This is a genomic window from Bradyrhizobium sp. UFLA03-84, assembly GCF_002289535.1.
Classification (GTDB): Bacteria; Pseudomonadota; Alphaproteobacteria; order Rhizobiales; family Xanthobacteraceae; genus Bradyrhizobium; species Bradyrhizobium viridifuturi.
Genome location: NZ_NSJY01000014.1, coordinates 317,623 through 331,949 on the forward strand (window position 1 = coordinate 317,623; position 14,327 = coordinate 331,949).

The following is a 14,327-nucleotide window of genomic DNA, read 5'->3' on the forward strand; positions in this document are numbered from 1 at the left end:
CCATCAATAAGCGTTCTCGAACCAGATGGGGTGCTCATGTCAGACGAAACAAAACCAGGACTGCCGTCGCCGCTCCGCCGTAAGCTCTTGATGGGAATGGCGGCATTGCCGGCCATGTCGATGCTGGGCCGGCCCGCCTTTGCCGACGTTCCTGCAACTTCCGCGGTCAATACCACCGGTCTTGCAGTCACCGATAGCGAAGTCACGGTCGGCATCCTGCACTCCGTCACCGGCACCATGGCGATCTCCGAGACCGGCTCGGTCGAGGCCGAGAAGCTCGCGATCGAGCAGATCAACGCCGCCGGCGGCGTGCTCGGCCGCAAGATCAAGTTCATCCAGGAGGACGGCGCGAGCGACTGGCCGACCTTCGCGGAAAAGGCGAAAAAGCTGCTGGTCAACGACAAATGCGCCGCGGTGATGGGCTGCTGGACCTCGGCCTCACGCAAGGCGGTGCTGCCGGTGTTCGAGCAGTACAACGGCATGCTGTACTACCCGACCTTCTATGAAGGCCTCGAGCAGTCCAAGAACGTGATCTACACCGGCCAGGAGGCGACCCAGCAGATCATCGCCGGCCTCGACTGGGTCAACAAGACCAAGGGCGCCAAGAGCTTCTATCTGCTCGGTTCCGACTACATCTGGCCGCGCACCTCGAACAAGATCGCGCGCAAGCACATCGAGAACCATCTGCAGGGCTGCAAGGTGGTCGGCGAGGAATACTTCCCGCTCGGCTCGACCCAGTTCAACTCGGTCATCAACAAGATCAAGCTGACCAAGCCCGACGTGATCTACGCGATCATCGTCGGCGGCTCGAACGTCGCGTTCTACAAGCAGCTCAAGGCGGCCGGCATCGACCTGTCGAAGCAGACGCTGCTGACCATCTCGGTCACCGAAGACGAGATCGACGGCATCGGCGGCGAGAACATCGCGGGCGCCTATGCCTGCATGAAGTACTTCCAGTCGCTCGATAATCCGAACAACAAGGCCTTCGTGCCTGCGTTCAAGAAGATGTGGGGCGAGAAGACCGTGATCGGAGACGTCACACAGGCTGCCTATCTCGGCCCGTGGCTGTGGAAATTGACGGTAGAGAAGGCGCAGAGCTTCGACATCGACAAGATCGCGGCGGCTTCCCCCGGCGTCGAGTTCAAGGGCGCGCCGGAAGGCTACGTCCGGATCCACGAGAACCATCACCTCTGGTCGAAGACCCGCGTCGGACGCGCCAAGGCTGACGGCCAGTATGAGCTGATCTACGAGACCGCCGATCTGGTCGAGCCGAATCCGTTCCCCAAGGGCTACCAGTGAGTTCTTTCGCGTAACGCGCAATCTCACTTCAAACGCATCGCGGCGTGGACGTCACCGCCCACGCCGCCGATCGGACGCCGCTGTGTCGCGGCGCTGGCCCCTTGGACTGGAGAACCAGATGTTCGGCGACTATTCGATCAGCGACCTCGGTGCCATCCTCGCGATGCAGGGATTTGCCGGGCTCATCCTGTTCTCCGTCTACGTGCTGATGGCGCTCGGGCTTGCCATCATCTTCGGCCAGATGGGCGTCATCAACATGGCGCATGGCGAGTTCATGATCCTCGGTGCCTACGTCACCTGGATGACGTCGAACGCCGTGCAGCACGTCGCGCCCTGGCTGTTCCCCGGCTACTTCTTCATCGCGATGATCCTGGCGTTCATCGCCTCCGGCGCGCTCGGCATGCTGGTCGAATGGGCGCTGATACGCCATCTCTACAAACGCCCGCTCGATACGCTGCTCGCGACCTGGGGCCTCAGCCTGATCCTGCAGCAGGCCTATCGCTCGATCTTCGGCGCACGTGAGGTCGGCGTCGAGCTGCCGGAATGGATGATGGGCTCTTGGCAGGCGACCGACTCGATCCAGATCCCGATCAACGGCATGTTCGTGATGGGGCTGACGATCCTGATCACGATCGTCGTCTTCTACATCCTGTTCTGGTCGAGCTGGGGCAAGCAGGTGCGGGCCGTGGTGCAGAACCGCGTCATGGCGGGCGCCGTCGGCATCAACACCGAGAGGGTCGATCGCTACACCTTTGGGCTCGGCTGCGGCATCGCAGGGATCGCCGGCTCGGCCTTCACCATGATCGGCTCGACCGGGCCGACCGCCGGCCAGCTCTACATCGTCGACACCTTCCTGGTCGTGGTGTTCGGCGGCGCCGCCTCGCTGTTCGGCACCATCGCCTCCGCCTTCTCGATCTCGCAGACCCAGTCGACGCTGGAATTCTTCCTGTCGGGATCGATGGCCAAGGTGATCACGCTGCTCACGATCGTCGCGATCCTGATGGTGCGTCCGCAGGGCCTCTTCGCGCTCAAGGTCCGCAAATAAGAACAAGCAGGCTGGTCATGATCAACTCGCGCTTTTTCAATCGCTCCGAACTGCTCGGCTTCCTTGCGCTCGCGGTGCTGCTGTTTCTGATCCTGCCGCTGTCGCTGGATATTTTCCGCCTCAACCTGGTCGCCAAATATCTGACCTACGCCTTCGTCGGCATCGGCCTCGTGCTGTGCTGGGGCTATGGCGGCATCCTGAGCCTGGGGCAGGGCGTGTTCTTCGGCCTCGGCGGCTACTGCATGGCGATGTACCTCAAGCTTGAGGCTTCGTCGGTGGCGAACACCAAGATCCAGTCGACGCCGGGGATTCCCGACTTCATGGACTGGAACCAGCTCACCTCGTTGCCCTTCTTCTGGAAGCCATTCCACAGCTTCCCGGTCACGCTGTTGGCGATCCTGGTGGTTCCCGCGTTCTTCGCGCTGATCATCGGCGCGGCGATGTTCAAGCGCCGGGTCGGCGGCGTGTACTTTGCGATCATCACGCAGGCGATCGCCGCGATCCTCACCATCCTGATCGTGGGGCAGCAGGGCTACACCGGCGGCATCAACGGCATTACCGATTTGCGCACGCTGCACGGTTGGGACATCCGCACTGATCACGCCAAGTTCATTCTGTATTTCGTCGAGGTTGTGCTGCTGTTCGGATGCATCGGCGCCGCGCAATTCATCCGGCTGACAAAACTCGGGCGCATCCTGGTGGCAATGCGGGAGCAGGAGGATCGCGTGCGCTTCTCCGGTTACAGCGTCGCCAACTTCAAGATCTTCGCGTTCTGTGCCGCGGCGGTGTTCGCTGCGATCGGCGGCGCCATGTTCACGCTCGAGGTCGGCTTCATGTCGCCGTCCTTCGTCGGCATCGTGCCGTCGATCGAGATGGTGATCTACACCGCGGTCGGCGGCCGGATGTCGATCTTCGGCGCGGTGTGGGGCGCGCTGCTGGTCAATTTCGCCAAGACCAGCCTCTCGGAATCCTTCCCGCAGCTCTGGCTGTTCGGTCTCGGCGCGCTGTTCATCGCGGTCGTGCTGGCGTTCCCGAACGGGCTGTCCGGCATCTGGGCGGATCATATTCAGCCCCGCATCGATCGCCTGCTGGCGTCACGCAAATCGAAATCGGCGGCCGGCATGATCGCCGACGGCGCACCGGCCGAGTGAGGAGGGATCATCATGCTCGTCGGCCATCAGCCAAAAGACTTCCTGCTCGCGGTCTCCGGTCTCACCGTGTCCTTTGACGGCTTCAAGGCCGTCAACGATCTCTCCTTCTATGTCGAGGAGAACGAGATCCGCGTCATCATCGGCCCGAACGGCGCCGGCAAGACCACGGTGCTCGATTTGATCTGCGGCAAGACCCGCGCGACATCCGGCTCGATCCAGTTCCGCGGCCAGGAGCTGACCAAGCTGCGCGAGAACGAGATCGTGCAGGCGGGCGTGGGGCGCAAGTTCCAGACGCCGTCGGTGTTCGAGGATCTGACCGTGTTCGAGAACCTCGAGATCTCCTTCCCGCGTGGCCGCACCGTGTTCGGCTCGCTGACCTTCCAGCGCGACGATACCGTCAAGCAACGGGTCGAGGAGGTCGCCGAGATGATCTTCCTGAAGGACCGGCTCAACACCTATGCCGACCAGCTCAGCCATGGCCAGAAGCAGTGGCTCGAGATCGGGATGTTGCTGATCCAGGACCCGGACCTCCTGATGCTCGACGAGCCGGTCGCCGGCATGAGCGTGTCGGAGCGCGCCAAGACCGCCGAGCTGCTCAACCGCATCATCAAAGACCGCTCGGTGTTGGTGATCGAGCACGACATGAAGTTCGTCGAGGACATCGCCCACAAAGTCACGGTGCTGCACCAGGGGCAGATCCTGTCCGAGGGGACCATGGAGCACGTCAAGAACGACCCCAAGGTCATCGAAGTTTACCTCGGCCATTAAGGAGCGGCGTCGATGCTGGCAATCAATGATCTTCACGTCGCCTATGGCCAGAGCGAGGTGCTGCATGGCCTCAACGTCAAGGTCGCGTCGAACGAGATCGTCGCGATCATGGGCCGCAACGGCATGGGCAAGACCACGCTGATGAAGTCGCTGATGGGCATCCTGCCGGCCAAGAGCGGCAAGGTGACCATGGACGGCACCGAGCTCGGCGCGATGAAGAGCTACGAGCGGGTCGCGAAGGGGCTGGCTTACGTGCCGCAGGGCCGCATGATCTTCTCCACCATGACGGTGAAGGAGAACATCGAGACTGGACTCGTGGTCTCAGGCGGTTCCGAGGTGCCCGGCGATATCTACGAGCTGTTTCCGGTGCTGCTGGAGATGAAGGGCCGCCGCGGCGGCAATCTCTCCGGCGGGCAGCAGCAGCAGCTCGCGATCGCCCGCGCGCTGGCGACCAAGCCGAAGGTGCTGCTGCTCGACGAGCCGACCGAGGGCATCCAGCCGTCGATCATCAAGGACATGGCGCGCACCTTGAAACGCATCCGCGACGAGCGGGGGCTGTCGATCGTCGTCTCCGAGCAGGTCCTGAGCTTCGCGCTCGACATCGCCGACCGCGTGCTCGTCATCGAGAACGGCGAGATCGTCCGCGACGATCCGCGCGACAGCGTCGATGCCGCGCAGATCTCGAAATATCTGTCTGTGTAACCACCACCAGTAAACGAAGGGGAGCAATGCGATGCCAGATACACTGATCAAGGTCGATCTCAGCAAGTCGGCCTATGAGAACGACAAGATTCACAACCGCTGGCATCCCGAGGTTCCGATCGTCGAGTGGGTCAGCCCCGGCGACGACTTCATCATCGAGACCGTCGACTGGACCGGCGGCTTCATCAAGAACAACGACTCCGCCGATGACGTGCGCGATATCGATCTGTCGATCGTGCACTTCCTGTCCGGCCCGATCGGGGTCAAGGGCGCCGAGCCCGGCGATCTCCTGGTCGTCGACTTGCTCGATGTCGGTCCGTTGAAGGAGAGCCTGTGGGGCTTCAACGGCTTCTTCTCCAAGCAGAATGGCGGCGGCTTCCTCACCGACCATTTCCCGCTGGCGCAGAAGTCGATCTGGGACATCAAGGGCCTCTACACCTCGTCGCGTCACGTCCCCGGCGTCAACTTCGCCGGCCTGATCCACCCCGGCCTGATCGGCTGTCTGCCCGATGCCAAGATGCTGGCGGCGTGGAATGCGCGCGAAGCCGAACTGATCGCGACCAATCCGACCCGGGTGCCGGGCCTCGCCAATCCGCCGTTCGCGCCGACCGCGCATGCCGGACAGGCCAAGGGCGACGTCAAGGCCAAGATCGGGCTGGAAGGCGCACGCACCGTGCCGCCGCGCGAGCATGGCGGCAATTGCGACATCAAGGACCTGTCGCGCGGCTCGAAGATCTATTTCCCGGTCTATGTGCCCGGCGGCGGCCTCTCGATGGGCGATCTGCATTTCAGCCAGGGCGACGGCGAGATCACCTTCTGCGGCGCCATCGAAATGGCCGGCTGGCTGCACATCAAGGTCGACGTGATCAAGGACGGCGTCTCGAAATACGGCATCAAGAATCCCGTGTTCAAGCCGTCGCCAATCACGCCGAACTACAAGGACTATCTGATCTTCGAAGGCATCTCGGTCGACGAGGCGGGCAAGCAACACTATCTCGACGTTCACATCGCCTATCGCCAGGCCTGCCTGAACGCGATCGAATATCTGAAGAAGTTCGGCTACTCCGGCGCCCAGGCCTACTCGATCCTCGGTACCGCGCCGTGCCAGGGCCACATCTCCGGCGTGGTCGACGTGCCCAACGCCTGCGCCACACTATGGCTGCCGACGGAGATCTTCGATTTCGACATCATGCCGTCGTCGGCAGGACCGATCAAGCACATCAAGGGCGACGTGCAGATGCCGATCTCACCCGACAAGTGAATCCCTGCGCGAAGGGTGCGGGACGGCTACGTACTGGCCGCCCCGCATCCATCGCCGGATGTCACACGACTGCGCAAGGATATGACGATGCCGATCTACGAATATCTCTGCAACGACTGCGGGCCGTTCACCGACATGCGGCCGATGGCGGAATGCGACCTGCCGCAGGATTGCCCGCAATGCGAGACGACCTCACCGCGTGTGATCCTGACCGCACCGGCGTTCTTCTGCATGCCGTCGGACAAGCGCAAGGCGCACGCGACCAACGAGCAGAGCCGGCACGCGCCGAAGACGCTCGACCAGTACAAAGCGGCGCATGGCCCGGGCTGCGGTTGCTGCTCGTCGTCGGGAAAGAAGAAGCCGGCGCGGCTGATGACCAAGACCAAGAGCGGCGCCAAGGGCTTTCCGACCGCGCGTCCCTGGATGATCAGCCACTAGAGCGTTTTCGAGCGAAGTGGATACCGGTTCGCGTCAAGAAAGCGCGTCAAAAACCAGAGGAATGAGTGGCTGATCGTCAGGCCTGCTCGGCGACCTTCAGGGCCTCGGTGCGGATCTCCTCGACCAGCCGCTCCTTCAGGGTGACGAATTCGGGCGTGGTCTTGATCTTGTAGGAGCGGGGATGCGGCAGGTCGACCGCAATCTCGGCCTTGATGCGTCCGGGACGTGCGCTCATCACGATCACGCGGCTGCCGAGGAAGATCGCTTCCTCGATATCGTGGGTGACGAACAGCACCGTCTTCTGGTCGCGCTCCCAGATCCCGAGCAGCATTTCCTGCATCAACGCGCGGGTCTGATTGTCGAGCGCGCCGAACGGTTCGTCGAGCAGCAGGATTTTTGGATCGTTGGCGAGCGCGCGGGCGATCGCGGTGCGTTGCTGCATGCCTCCCGACAATTGCTTCGGCCAATGATTTTCGAAGCCCGACAGCCCGACCCGGCGGATGAAGGCATCGGCGATCTCATGGCGTTCGGCTTGCGTGGCGCCGCGCTCGCGCAGCCCGAACGCGATGTTCTCCCGCACGGTCAGCCAGGGAAACAGCGTGTAGGACTGGAACACCATGCCACGATCGGCGCCTGGGCCGGTGACCTCGCGCCCGTCGAGGGTGACGCGGCCGCTGGTCGGCCGGTCGAGGCCGGCAATGATCCGGAGCAGTGTGGACTTGCCGCAGCCGGACGGGCCGAGGATGGTGACGAAGTCGTTGTCGCCGACGTCGAGCGTGGTCGGCTCCAGCGCCCGGGTCGGCGCGTTGCCGGCGCGGGCGGGGAAGGTGCGCGAGACCTGATCGATCCGAAGCAGGGTCATGCGAGCTTCCACGGGAACAGCCAGGCGTTGAACGCCTTGAACAGGAAATCGGAGATCAGGCCGATCAGCCCGATGACGATGATGCCGAAGATGATCTGGCCGGTGTTGAGCAGCGCCTGGCTGTCGGTGATCATGTGGCCGATGCCGGACGACGAGCCGATCAGCTCGGCGACGATGACGTAGGTCCAGGCCCAACCCAGCACCAGGCGCAGGATTTCGGCGATCTCGGGCGCGGCGGAGGGCAACAGCACGCGGCGGATGATGCCGCTGTCGCCCGCGCCGAGCGTGTAGGCGGCTTCGACCAGGTCGCGGCGTGTGGCGCCGACGGTGACGGCCACCATCAGGATGATCTGGAACACGGCGCCGATAAAGATCACCAGCAGCTTCTGCAGCTCGCCGATGCCCGCCCACAGGATCAACAGCGGAATGAAAGCGGACGCCGGCAGATAGCGCGCAAAGGACACGAAGGGTTCGAGGAAGGCCTCGATCGGCTTGTACGCGCCCATCAACACGCCGATCGGCACCGCGATCACGGCGGCAAGCGCAAAGCCGCCGATGACGCGCCAGATCGTCATGCCGATGTCGAACAGGAAGCCCTGCCTGGCGAGCAGCTCATAGCCTTCCTGAACCATGGTCAGCGGGTTGGCGAGGAAGGTCTTCGAGACATGGCCGCCGAACGTCGCCCAGGACCACAGGGCGACGAACAGGACGAAGAACGCGAGGCCATAGGCCGCGCGCTGCCTCGATGTAGTCGGTTCGAGAGGACGCATCACTTGATGAAGCTAGCGTCGTAGATGTCCTCAACCTTCGGCGCGGCCTTGATAATGCCGACCTCGAGCAGGAGCTCGGCGGCGTCCTTGTTGAAGGAGAGGAAGTCGCCGGCGAAGAATTTCTGGTTGGCGGCCTTGTCCTGCCAGCGCAGGTACTTGGCCGAGTTGCCGAACTGCTCGCCGGTCTGCTTCACGTCCGCGCCCATGATCTCATAGGCCTTGGCCTGATCCTTGGCGATCATGTCGAGTGCCTCGAAGTAGCTGTTGGCCAGCGCCTGCGCCGCCTTCGGGTTGTCGGTCAGGAATTTCGGCGTGCAGCCGAACGTGTCCATCACGATCGGGTAGTCGAGCGTGGTGGCGATGATCTTGCCCTTGTCAGGCGCGGCGCGCACCGTCGACAGATAAGGCTCGTAGGTCATCGCGGCATCGTTCTGGCCGGAGACGAAGGCCTGCGCCGCGGCGGCCGGCTCCAAATTGACCACGGTGACGTCCTTCACCGTGAGACCGTTCTTCTTCAGCATCCAGGCCAGCGCGAAATAGGGCGAGGTGCCCGGCGCCGAGGCCGCGACGGTCTTGCCCTTGAGGTCCTTGATCGCGGCGACGTCGTTGCGCACGGCCATCCCGTCGGCACCATAGCTCTTGTCGAGTTGGAAGATCTGCTTGGTCGCGACGCCATTGGCATTCCAGGAGATCCAGGTTTCGACCGTCGTCGCTGCGCACTGGATGTCGCCCGAAGCGATCGCGAGGTGGCGGTCCTTCTGCGGGATCTTCTTCAAGGTGACGTCGAGGCCGTTCTTCTTGAAGATGCCGGCCTCCTTGGCGAGCGTCAGCGGCGCGAAGCCAGTCCATCCGGAGATGCCGACGCCGACCTTGACGTCGTCAGCGAACGCGGCGGTGGACGCCAGTAGAGCGATGATTGCTGGAAGTACTTTGACAGAACGCATGATTACCCCCTTTGCGAAATGATGGATTGAAGCCTGTTGATGGTCTCACGTCAGTCGCGGCGGATTGCCGCATGAAGCATGTTGTGGCGCATCATGCATTGCATGAATTATGCCGCAACAAAGATCCGTCAGCCCCCCTTGAAGCGCGCGACCAAGCGGTGCGTCTCGCCTGGATAGTGCAGCCGCACCGCCGTCACCGTGCGCGCGCTGCGCCAGGTGTAGCGATCGATCACGAGGCAGGGCGCGCCGACCGCGATGTCGAGAGCCTTTGCCGTGTGATCATCGGCAACGACGGCGCTGATCGTGTGTTCGGCTTCGGTCCACGGCACGTGATGCAGCAGCCATGATCCCGGCGGTTCGCGCGCAAAATCGGCCTTCGCGGCTTCCGGAACCGTGGAGAGATCGATCAGCCTGTCCTCGACAGCGAACGGCACGTTGTCGGCGCTGTGGCGGCAGGCGATCGCGATGACCTTGCCGGCGGTGCTGACGCCGAGCCGGGCGCGATCGGCCGGCGTCGCGGTGCGGCGCCGGCAATCGATCAGCTGGTAGCCGTAAGCGCGGCCGAGGGCGGTGATCTCGGCCCTGATGTCGGCGATCTTGAGCACCGCCGACATATGCTGCGGACGGCGCACGAATGAGCCGGCGCGCCGTCGCCGCTCGATCAGGTCGGCCTGCGCCAGTTCCGACAGCGCTTTGTTCACGGTCATCCGCGAGCAGCGATAGCGCGCCATCAACTGGTGTTCGAACGGGATGCGGTGACCGGGCGGCCACTCGCCGGTCAGGATCCGTGTCTCGATGTCGAGCCGGATCCGTTTGTACAGCGTCGGCTTGGCTGCATTGGGTTTGGCTCGATCGGAGGCGAGGCTCATGCGAGGAGTCTCCGGACGCTGGCGTTGAACCGCTCGCGCGCCCTGTCGCGCAGCCGGTGTCGTCCGCCGGCGACCAGCCTGTCACCGCCGGCCCAGACGCAGTCGATCGCATCGCTGCCGGCCGCAAACAGCCAGCCGTCGAGCACTGCATCGCCCGACCGTCCCGCCAGCGACGGATGCGCGGTGTCGAGGCTGACGATGTCGGCGCGGGCGCCGGGTACAAGTCCTGACCTGGCCTGTGCCAGAGCTTGCGCACCGCCCGCGAGTGCGTGATCGAACAGGGCACGGCCGGTGGACGCGCCGGGGCGCCCCGAGAGCACATTGCGCTCGCGGTGCTTCAGCCGCTGGCCGTATTCAAGCTGGCGCAGTTCGTCGGCGACGCCGACCAGCACGTTGGAATCGGTTCCGATGCCGAACCGGCCGCCCGCGGCGAGGAATTCACGCGCCGAGAAGATACCGTCGCCGAGGCTTGCTTCGGTGATGGGGCAGAGGCCGGCGACAGCGCCGCTGCCGGCGAGCGCCGTGACTTCCTGCTCCGTCATGTGGGTCGCGTGAATCAGACACCAGCGCTGGTCGACGGGCGCGTGTTCGAGCAGCCACTGCACCGGCCGCTGTCCCGACCAGGTGACGCAATCCTCCACCTCGCGCACCTGTTCGGCGGCGTGGATGTGGATCGGATTCGCTCCGGCAAGCGGAATGATCGCCGCGAGTTCATCCGGCGCCACCGCGCGCAGGCTGTGCGGGGCGATGCCGATATTGGCGCCGGCCAGATCTCGGATCGCATCGCGCGAGGCCGCCATCAGCGCCGCGAACTGGTCGATCGAGCAGATGAAGCGGCGCTGTCCGGCATGCGGCGCGGCGCCACCGAACGTGCTGTGAGCGTAGAAGCTCGGCAACAAAGTGAGCCCGATGCCGGAGGCTTCAGACGCATCCGCGATGCGCACGGCCATCTCGGCCGGATTGGCGTAAGGCGAGCCGTCGCGATCATGGTGGAGATAATGAAACTCGCCGACACGGGTGAAGCCGCGCTCGAGCATCTCGACATAGAGCAGGGTGGCAACGGCAGCGACGTCGTCAGGCGTCATCGTCAGCGCGAAGCGATACATGGTCTCGCGCCAGGTCCAGAACGTGTCGGTCGTATCGCCGCGCAGTTCCGCGAGGCCGGCCATGCCGCGCTGAAAGGCGTGGCTGTGCAGGCTCGCCAATCCGGGAACCGCCAATTGGTGACGTTCGTCGCCGGCGGCGGGCGCAACACCTGCCGTCACCGCGGCGATCGCGCCGCCGGTGAGCTCGACCCGCACGTCATTGGCCCAACCGGAGGGCAGCAGCGCGAATGCGAAATGCAGTCGGGTCATTTTTCCATGCCGGCTGGACAGAACCCGGACACGATTATATGTCTAGACATATAAGTCAAGCATCCCACCTTGAGGGGACGTCCGCATGGCAGAGCGCTTCGACCGTATCTGGCACAATGCCCGGCTCGCCACGATGCGCGGCGACCGCGCCGATCTCGGCGAGATCGAGCGAGGATTGATCGCGGCGCGTGACGGCCGCATCGTCTATGCCGGCGCGCAGGCAGATTTTCCCGTGGATGCGGATGCCGTCGAACGGATCGATTGCGCCGGCCGGTGGATCACGCCCGGCTTGGTCGATTGCCATACCCATCTCGTATTTGGCGGCAATCGCGCGCATGAGTTCGAGCTTCGTCTCAAGGGCGCGAGCTATGAGGAGATCGCGCGCGCAGGCGGCGGCATCGTCTCGACAGTGGCGGCAACACGCAAGGCGACCGAAGCCGAGCTCGTTGCCGGCGCGCTGCCGCGGCTCGACGCGTTGATCGGTGAGGGCGCAACCACCGTCGAGATCAAGTCCGGTTATGGTCTCGATGCCGGGACCGAGATGCGCCAGCTGGCGGCCGCCCGCGCGCTCGGCCGGTTGCGAAAGGTTGCGATCCGCACCTCTTTCCTCGGTGCGCATGCACTGCCGCCGGAAGCCAATGGCGACAAGGATCGCTACATCGATCTGGTTTGCAACGAGATGCTCCCAGCCGTGGCAAAGGCCGGCCTTGCCGATGCCGTCGACGCGTTCATGGAAGGCATCGCATTTTCCGGAGAGCAGACGGCTCGCGTGTTCGCGGCGGCGTGCGCGTTGGGATTGCCGGTGAAGCTGCACGCGGACCAGCTGTCGAATCTCGGCGGTGCGGCACTCGCCGCGAAATTCTCGGCGCTGTCGGCCGATCATCTTGAGCATACCGATGAAGCCGGCGCCGCTGCGATGGCGAAGGCAGGAACAGCGGCCGTGTTGCTGCCCGGCGCGTTCTATTTCATTCGCGAGACGCAGATGCCGCCGGTCGAGCTGTTCCGCAAGCACGGCGTGCCGATGGCGCTGGCGACCGACTGCAATCCCGGCAGCTCGCCGCTGACCTCGCTGCTGCTTGCGATGAACATGGGTGCGACACTGTTCCGGATGACGGTCGCCGAATGTCTCGCAGGTGTGACGCGGGAAGGGGCCCGGGCGCTCGGCCTTTTCGCCGAGACCGGTACGCTCGAGGCCGGCAAATCCTGCGATCTGGCGATCTGGGACGTCGAGCGTCCCGCCGAACTGGTCTACCGGATCGGCTTCAATCCGTTGCACCGCCGGGTGTGGAGGGGCCAATGAGCGATCGGGATGCGCCCATCGTCGTGACGCCCGGGACAGTCGGCCTTGATGTGCTCGCGCGCGTGCTCGCGGGGGCGAGCGTCGAGCTCCACGCATCGTTCTGGCCGCGCGTCGACGCCGCGGCGGAGATCGTGGCGAAGGCGGCGCAGACCGACATTCCCGCCTACGGCATCAATACCGGATTCGGGAAGCTGGCATCGACGCGCATCGCGCCCGATCAGACCGCGCTGCTTCAGCGCAACCTCATTCTGTCGCATTGCTGCGGGGTAGGTCTGGCCACGCCCGAGCCGATCGTGCGCCTGATGCTGGCGTTGAAGGTGATCTCGCTCGGGCGCGGCGCGTCCGGCGTCCGGCGCGAAATCATCGAGCAGTTGCAGGGCATGCTGGCACGCGGCGTCACTCCGCTGGTGCCGCAGCAGGGTTCGGTCGGCGCCTCCGGCGATCTCGCGCCGCTCGCCCACATGACCGCAGTCATGATCGGGGAGGGACAGGCGTTCCGCGATGGCAAGATCGTGCCGGGTCACGAAGCGCTGGCCGCCGCCGGCCTCGCGCCATTGACGCTCGGCCCCAAGGAGGGGCTCGCGCTGATCAACGGCACGCAGTTCTCGACCGCCTATGCGATTTCGGGCCTGCTGCGCGCGCATCGGCTGGCGTGTGCCGCACTGGTGACCGGTGCGCTGTCGGTCGACGCGGCAATGGCTTCCACGGTGCCGTTTCGACCCGAGATCCAGGCCTTGCGCGGCCATGATGGGCAGATCGCGGCGGCCGCGACCTTGACTGCGCTGCTTGATGGCAGCGATATCAGACAGTCGCATCTCGAAGGCGACGAGCGCGTGCAGGACCCTTACTGCCTGCGCTGCCAGCCGCAGGTCGTGGGCGCCGCGCTCGATCTGCTCGTGCAGGCTGCGCGCGGGCTGACCATTGAGGCCAATGCCGTCACCGATAATCCGCTGGTGCTGGTCGAGACCGACGAGATCGTCTCGGGCGGCAATTTCCACGCCGAGCCGGTCGCATTCGCCGCCGACCAGATCGCGCTGGCGCTCTCGGAGATCGGCGCCACCAGCGAACGCCGGATCGCGACGCTGGTCGACCCCGCTTTGAACTTCGGCTTGCCGCCGTTCCTGACGCCCGAACCCGGCATCAATTCCGGGTTCATGATCGCCGAGGTCACGGCGGCGGCGCTCTATGCCGAGAACAAGCAGCGCGCGATGCCGTGCTCGATCGATTCGACGCCGACCAGCGCCAACCAGGAGGATCACGTCTCGATGGCCGCGCATGCTGCGCGCCGGCTGTCCGACATGGCCGACAACCTCGCGTCCATTCTCGGCATCGAGCTCTTGGTCGCGGCGCAGGGCATCACGCTGCGAGCACCGCATGCGACCAGCGCGCCGCTCAGCGCGGTGATTGCCGCCTTGCGCGCGCGTGTTCCGGCGCTCGCCGCGGACCGCTACATGGCCGACGATCTCGCACGGGCGGCGAGATTGATCGAAGCCGACACGTTGCCCGCTGCCGCGCTCGCGGCCCTTTCCACCGATCCGTTTCCAAAATTCGCTTAGCCGACAG

At 64.5% G+C, this 14,327-nt stretch carries 14 protein-coding genes; 9 read left to right on the forward strand and 5 right to left on the reverse strand.

Translation table 11 applies throughout. The features are described 5' to 3' along the window. Positions 1 to 36: 36 nt before the first annotated feature. From urtA to CK489_RS23165, 7 genes are all read left to right on the forward strand, one after another. Positions 37 to 1,299 carry an urea ABC transporter substrate-binding protein gene (gene urtA, locus CK489_RS23135; RefSeq protein WP_050627860.1) on the forward strand — a complete coding sequence of 421 codons (1,263 nt, stop codon included), beginning with the start codon at positions 37 to 39 and terminating at the stop codon, positions 1,297 to 1,299. 118 nt (positions 1,300 to 1,417) lie between these two features. Beyond that, the gene (gene urtB / locus CK489_RS23140; protein WP_095734624.1) at positions 1,418 to 2,344 is read left to right on the forward strand and encodes an urea ABC transporter permease subunit UrtB; all 927 of its coding nucleotides are present in this window, start codon (positions 1,418 to 1,420) and stop codon (positions 2,342 to 2,344) included. A gap of 17 nt (positions 2,345 to 2,361) precedes the next feature. After that, entirely contained in the window at positions 2,362 to 3,495 is a 1,134-nt protein-coding gene (urtC, locus tag CK489_RS23145; protein WP_095733927.1) for an urea ABC transporter permease subunit UrtC, read from the forward strand. Positions 3,496 to 3,507: 12 nt separating this feature from the next. Continuing rightward, on the forward strand, positions 3,508 to 4,263 hold the full coding sequence (urtD, locus tag CK489_RS23150; protein WP_024579726.1) for an urea ABC transporter ATP-binding protein UrtD: 756 nt from the start codon (positions 3,508 to 3,510) through the stop codon (positions 4,261 to 4,263). A 12-nt stretch (positions 4,264 to 4,275) separates the two neighbouring features. Continuing rightward, on the forward strand, positions 4,276 to 4,965 hold the full coding sequence (gene urtE, locus CK489_RS23155) for an urea ABC transporter ATP-binding subunit UrtE (protein ID WP_050627863.1): 690 nt from the start codon (positions 4,276 to 4,278) through the stop codon (positions 4,963 to 4,965). A 31-nt stretch (positions 4,966 to 4,996) separates the two neighbouring features. Beyond that, complete coding sequence (fmdA, locus tag CK489_RS23160) at positions 4,997 to 6,226, forward strand: formamidase (RefSeq protein ID WP_095733928.1); 1,230 nt, start codon at positions 4,997 to 4,999, stop codon at positions 6,224 to 6,226. Between the two features lie 87 nt (positions 6,227 to 6,313). After that, positions 6,314 to 6,664 (forward strand): FmdB family zinc ribbon protein, encoded by a 351-nt coding sequence (locus CK489_RS23165; protein WP_050627942.1) that lies wholly within the window; start codon positions 6,314 to 6,316, stop codon positions 6,662 to 6,664. A gap of 76 nt (positions 6,665 to 6,740) precedes the next feature. On the opposite strand, the gene CK489_RS23170 is transcribed toward CK489_RS23165, so the two are convergent. The 5 genes from CK489_RS23170 to CK489_RS23190 all read right to left on the reverse strand — a co-directional run bounded on the left by CK489_RS23170 (position 6,741) and on the right by CK489_RS23190 (position 11,464). Beyond that, positions 6,741 to 7,526 (reverse strand): ABC transporter ATP-binding protein, encoded by a 786-nt coding sequence (locus CK489_RS23170; RefSeq protein ID WP_198961003.1) that lies wholly within the window; start codon positions 7,524 to 7,526, stop codon positions 6,741 to 6,743. Then, entirely contained in the window at positions 7,523 to 8,296 is a 774-nt protein-coding gene (locus CK489_RS23175) for an ABC transporter permease (RefSeq protein ID WP_095733930.1), read from the reverse strand. Before CK489_RS23175 ends, CK489_RS23170 begins: the two co-directional genes overlap by 4 nt. Then, positions 8,296 to 9,240: an ABC transporter substrate-binding protein gene (locus CK489_RS23180; protein WP_095733931.1), complete on the reverse strand. Its 945-nt coding sequence runs from the start codon at positions 9,238 to 9,240 to the stop codon at positions 8,296 to 8,298. The genes CK489_RS23175 and CK489_RS23180 overlap by 1 nt, the downstream gene beginning before the upstream one ends. 128 nt (positions 9,241 to 9,368) lie before the next feature. Continuing rightward, the gene (gene hutC, locus CK489_RS23185) at positions 9,369 to 10,109 is read right to left on the reverse strand and encodes a histidine utilization transcriptional repressor HutC (protein ID WP_095733932.1); all 741 of its coding nucleotides are present in this window, start codon (positions 10,107 to 10,109) and stop codon (positions 9,369 to 9,371) included. Beyond that, the gene (locus CK489_RS23190) at positions 10,106 to 11,464 is read right to left on the reverse strand and encodes a formimidoylglutamate deiminase (protein WP_050627869.1); all 1,359 of its coding nucleotides are present in this window, start codon (positions 11,462 to 11,464) and stop codon (positions 10,106 to 10,108) included. The genes hutC and CK489_RS23190 overlap by 4 nt, the downstream gene beginning before the upstream one ends. Positions 11,465 to 11,549: 85 nt before the next feature. On the opposite strand from CK489_RS23190, the gene hutI reads away from it, so the two are divergent. Continuing rightward, positions 11,550 to 12,764 carry an imidazolonepropionase gene (gene hutI, locus CK489_RS23195; RefSeq protein WP_050627870.1) on the forward strand — a complete coding sequence of 405 codons (1,215 nt, stop codon included), beginning with the start codon at positions 11,550 to 11,552 and terminating at the stop codon, positions 12,762 to 12,764. After that, complete coding sequence (hutH, locus tag CK489_RS23200; protein WP_095733933.1) at positions 12,761 to 14,320, forward strand: histidine ammonia-lyase; 1,560 nt, start codon at positions 12,761 to 12,763, stop codon at positions 14,318 to 14,320. Before hutI ends, hutH begins: the two co-directional genes overlap by 4 nt. Positions 14,321 to 14,327 lie beyond the last annotated feature (7 nt).

Excerpts from the sequence above, each read along its gene's own strand:
- fmdA (WP_095733928.1), top strand. The coding sequence starts at position 4,997 with ATGCCAGATACACTGATCAAGGTCGATCTCAGCAAGTCGGCCTATGAG.
- CK489_RS23165 (WP_050627942.1), top strand. The coding sequence starts at position 6,314 with ATGCCGATCTACGAATATCTCTGCAACGACTGCGGGCCGTTCACCGAC.
- CK489_RS23170 (WP_198961003.1), bottom strand. The coding sequence starts at position 7,526 with ATGACCCTGCTTCGGATCGATCAGGTCTCGCGCACCTTCCCCGCCCGC.
- urtE (WP_050627863.1), top strand. The coding sequence starts at position 4,276 with ATGCTGGCAATCAATGATCTTCACGTCGCCTATGGCCAGAGCGAGGTG.
- urtD (WP_024579726.1), top strand. The coding sequence starts at position 3,508 with ATGCTCGTCGGCCATCAGCCAAAAGACTTCCTGCTCGCGGTCTCCGGT.
- hutI (WP_050627870.1), top strand. The coding sequence starts at position 11,550 with ATGGCAGAGCGCTTCGACCGTATCTGGCACAATGCCCGGCTCGCCACG.
- CK489_RS23180 (WP_095733931.1), bottom strand. The coding sequence starts at position 9,240 with ATGCGTTCTGTCAAAGTACTTCCAGCAATCATCGCTCTACTGGCGTCC.
- urtC (WP_095733927.1), top strand. The coding sequence starts at position 2,362 with ATGATCAACTCGCGCTTTTTCAATCGCTCCGAACTGCTCGGCTTCCTT.
- hutC (WP_095733932.1), bottom strand. The coding sequence starts at position 10,109 with ATGAGCCTCGCCTCCGATCGAGCCAAACCCAATGCAGCCAAGCCGACG.
- CK489_RS23175 (WP_095733930.1), bottom strand. The coding sequence starts at position 8,296 with ATGCGTCCTCTCGAACCGACTACATCGAGGCAGCGCGCGGCCTATGGC.
- urtA (WP_050627860.1), top strand. The coding sequence starts at position 37 with ATGTCAGACGAAACAAAACCAGGACTGCCGTCGCCGCTCCGCCGTAAG.
- CK489_RS23190 (WP_050627869.1), bottom strand. The coding sequence starts at position 11,464 with ATGACCCGACTGCATTTCGCATTCGCGCTGCTGCCCTCCGGTTGGGCC.
- urtB (WP_095734624.1), top strand. The coding sequence starts at position 1,418 with ATGTTCGGCGACTATTCGATCAGCGACCTCGGTGCCATCCTCGCGATG.
- hutH (WP_095733933.1), top strand. The coding sequence starts at position 12,761 with ATGAGCGATCGGGATGCGCCCATCGTCGTGACGCCCGGGACAGTCGGC.